Source organism: Streptomyces sp. NPDC054841 (genome assembly GCF_053611045.1).
In genome coordinates this window covers 1-2,353 of the sequence record NZ_JBSGZO010000783.1, presented here as the reverse complement: position 1 = coordinate 2,353, position 2,353 = coordinate 1, and the positions used below count along the sequence as shown (strand labels likewise).

Here is a 2,353-nt window from a genome sequence, read left to right as displayed (position 1 = left end):
ACGCCGCCCCGAGCACCTCGCGGTGCTGGAGCGGCGCGTGCTGCGGGCGGCCGAGGACCGGATCAGCCGGTGAAGGCCGGCCGGCAGGGGTCGGCCGTGTGGGTCAGTTGGTGAGGATGCCCGGGTCGGACAGGCCCGGGGCGCCGGTCTCGACGTGGCCCGCGAAGCGGCGGAGGAAGTCGGCCGACGAGCGCGCAGACGCGGTGGCGGAGGTGACCGTCACGTCGTACCAGTTGCGGCAGGCGTGCAGGTCGACCGAGTGCTTGACCGTCGCGCCCTTGCGGACCGTGAAGGTCCGGGAGGTGCCGCAATAGGCGTTGGTGACGGTGAGCTGGGCGTCGGCGGTGGCGGCGTTGGTGAAGGTCAGGTCGAGGTTGCCGGTGGTCGCGTTGTGGCGGGCGGTGACCTCGGGTCCGGCGGTCTTGCCGGGGTTGCGGAAGTGGCGCAGGAAGCCGTTCGGGCCGTGGACGGTCAGGTCCGTGACGCCCTTCGAGTACTTCGTGTTCCAGCTGTCCGCGATCGACTTGCCCGCCTCGGTCGTGTACGTCCAGGGCGCGTCACTGCGGTTCGCCGAGGTGACGTAGAACTGGGCGCCGGCGGCCTGCCCGCCGCTGAAGGTGAGCTGGTACTTGCCGGTGCCGATGTCCGCGGAACCGTCCACGTACGGCGCGTACTTGAGCGGACGGGTGGGCTTGCTGCCGGGCTCCTGGCGGGGCATCGTGCCGACGGCCGGGGCAGGGGCCAGGAAGTCGGGGTGGCGCTCGCGGTCCGGCGGGTAGTACCCGGCGGTCGGCGGCAGTTCGGCCGGCGTCGTCTCCGTACGCGCGAAGTCGAACGCGGACGTCAGGTCGCCGCAGACGGCGCGCCGCCAGGGGGATATCTGGGGCTCCTGCACCCCGAAGCGGCGCTCCATGAAGCGGACGATCGAGGTGTGGTCGAAGGTCTCGGAGCAGGTGTAGCCGCCGGTGCTCCAGGGGGAGACGACGAGCATGGGCACGCGGGGGCCGAGGCCGTACGGTCCGGCGACATAGCCCGCCTTGCCCGGGAAGTAGTCCAGCGTCGTCGGGGTCGTGGACAGGCCCTGGGTCGCCCCGGACGGCGCGTACGGCGGCACGATGTGGTCGAAGAAGCCGTCGTTCTCGTCGTAGGTGATGAAGAGGGCGGTACGGGCCCACACGTCGGGGTTCGACGTCAGGGCGTCCAGCACCTGCGCGATGTACCAGGCGCCGTAGTTGGACGGCCAGTTGGAGTGCTCGGAGAAGGCCTCGGGGGCGGCGATCCAGGAGACCTTGGGCAGACGGCCCGCCTGGACGTCGGCGCGGAGCACGTCGAAGAAGCCGTCGCCGTTCTTGGCGTCGGTGCCGGTGCGGGCCTTGTCGTACAGCGGGTTGCCGGGCTGGGCGCCCCGGTACTTGTTGAAGTACAGCAGGGAGTTGTCGCCGTAGTTGCCGCGGTAGGCGTCGTTGATCCAGCCCCAGGATCCGGCGGCGTCGAGGCCGTCGCCGATGTCCTGGTAGATCTTCCAGGAGACTCCGGCGGCTTCGAGGCGCTCGGGGTAGGTGGTCCAGTCGTACCCGGCCTCGGCGTTGTTGAGGACCGGGCCGCCGCCCGTGCCGTCGTTGCCGGTGTGGCCCGTCCACATGTAGTAGCGGTTCGGGTCGGTGGAGCCGATGAAGGAGCAGTGGTACGCGTCGCAGATGGTGAAGGAGTCGGCGAGCGCGTAGTGGAAGGGGATGTCCTCGCGGGTCAGGTACGCCATGGTGGTGGCGGTCTTCGCGGGCACCCACTGGTCGTACTTGCCCTGGTTGAAGGCCTTCTGGCCGCCCGCCCAGTCGTGGTTGAGGCCCTGGAGGAACTCCATGCCGAGGTCGTCACCCGGGGGCCGGAACGGCAGGGTCACCTTCTTGCCGTCCGCCTGGTTCCAGACGGACTTGCCGCTGGGCAGGGTGACCGGGCGGGGGTCGCCGAAGCCGCGGACGCCCTTCATCGCACCGAAGTAGTGATCGAAGGAACGGTTCTCCTGCATCAGGACGACGATGTGCTCGACGTCCTGGATGGTGCCGGTGCTGCCCTGGGCGGGAATGGCGGCAGCCCGGGCGATGCTGTCGGACAGCATGGTGAGCGCGGTCGCGCCACCGGCCAGTTGGAGGAAACGGCGGCGGTTGAGTTCTGCCATGAGTGCGTCGACCTCTGCGGGTGAGGGGGCTGGCGGGGGGCGTCCAAGCACAACGTGTATGGACAACTTCCCGGCGGACGTTTCATGACTGCCCGCCGTACAACCGGGGAACGCGTCGGGTCGGCAGCCTTCGTCGCCCCGGCTGGGGACGACGGTCCCGCCCGGTCCGGGGGAACG

Annotated in this window: 1 protein-coding gene; it reads right to left on the bottom strand. The window is 70.1% G+C overall.

Annotated features, from left to right (window positions below):
• Positions 1-103: 103 nt before the first annotated feature.
• Positions 104-2,176: a phosphocholine-specific phospholipase C gene (locus ACWGI8_RS43150; protein WP_453668959.1), complete on the bottom strand. Its 2,073-nt coding sequence runs from the start codon at positions 2,174-2,176 to the stop codon at positions 104-106.
• Positions 2,177-2,353 lie beyond the last annotated feature (177 nt).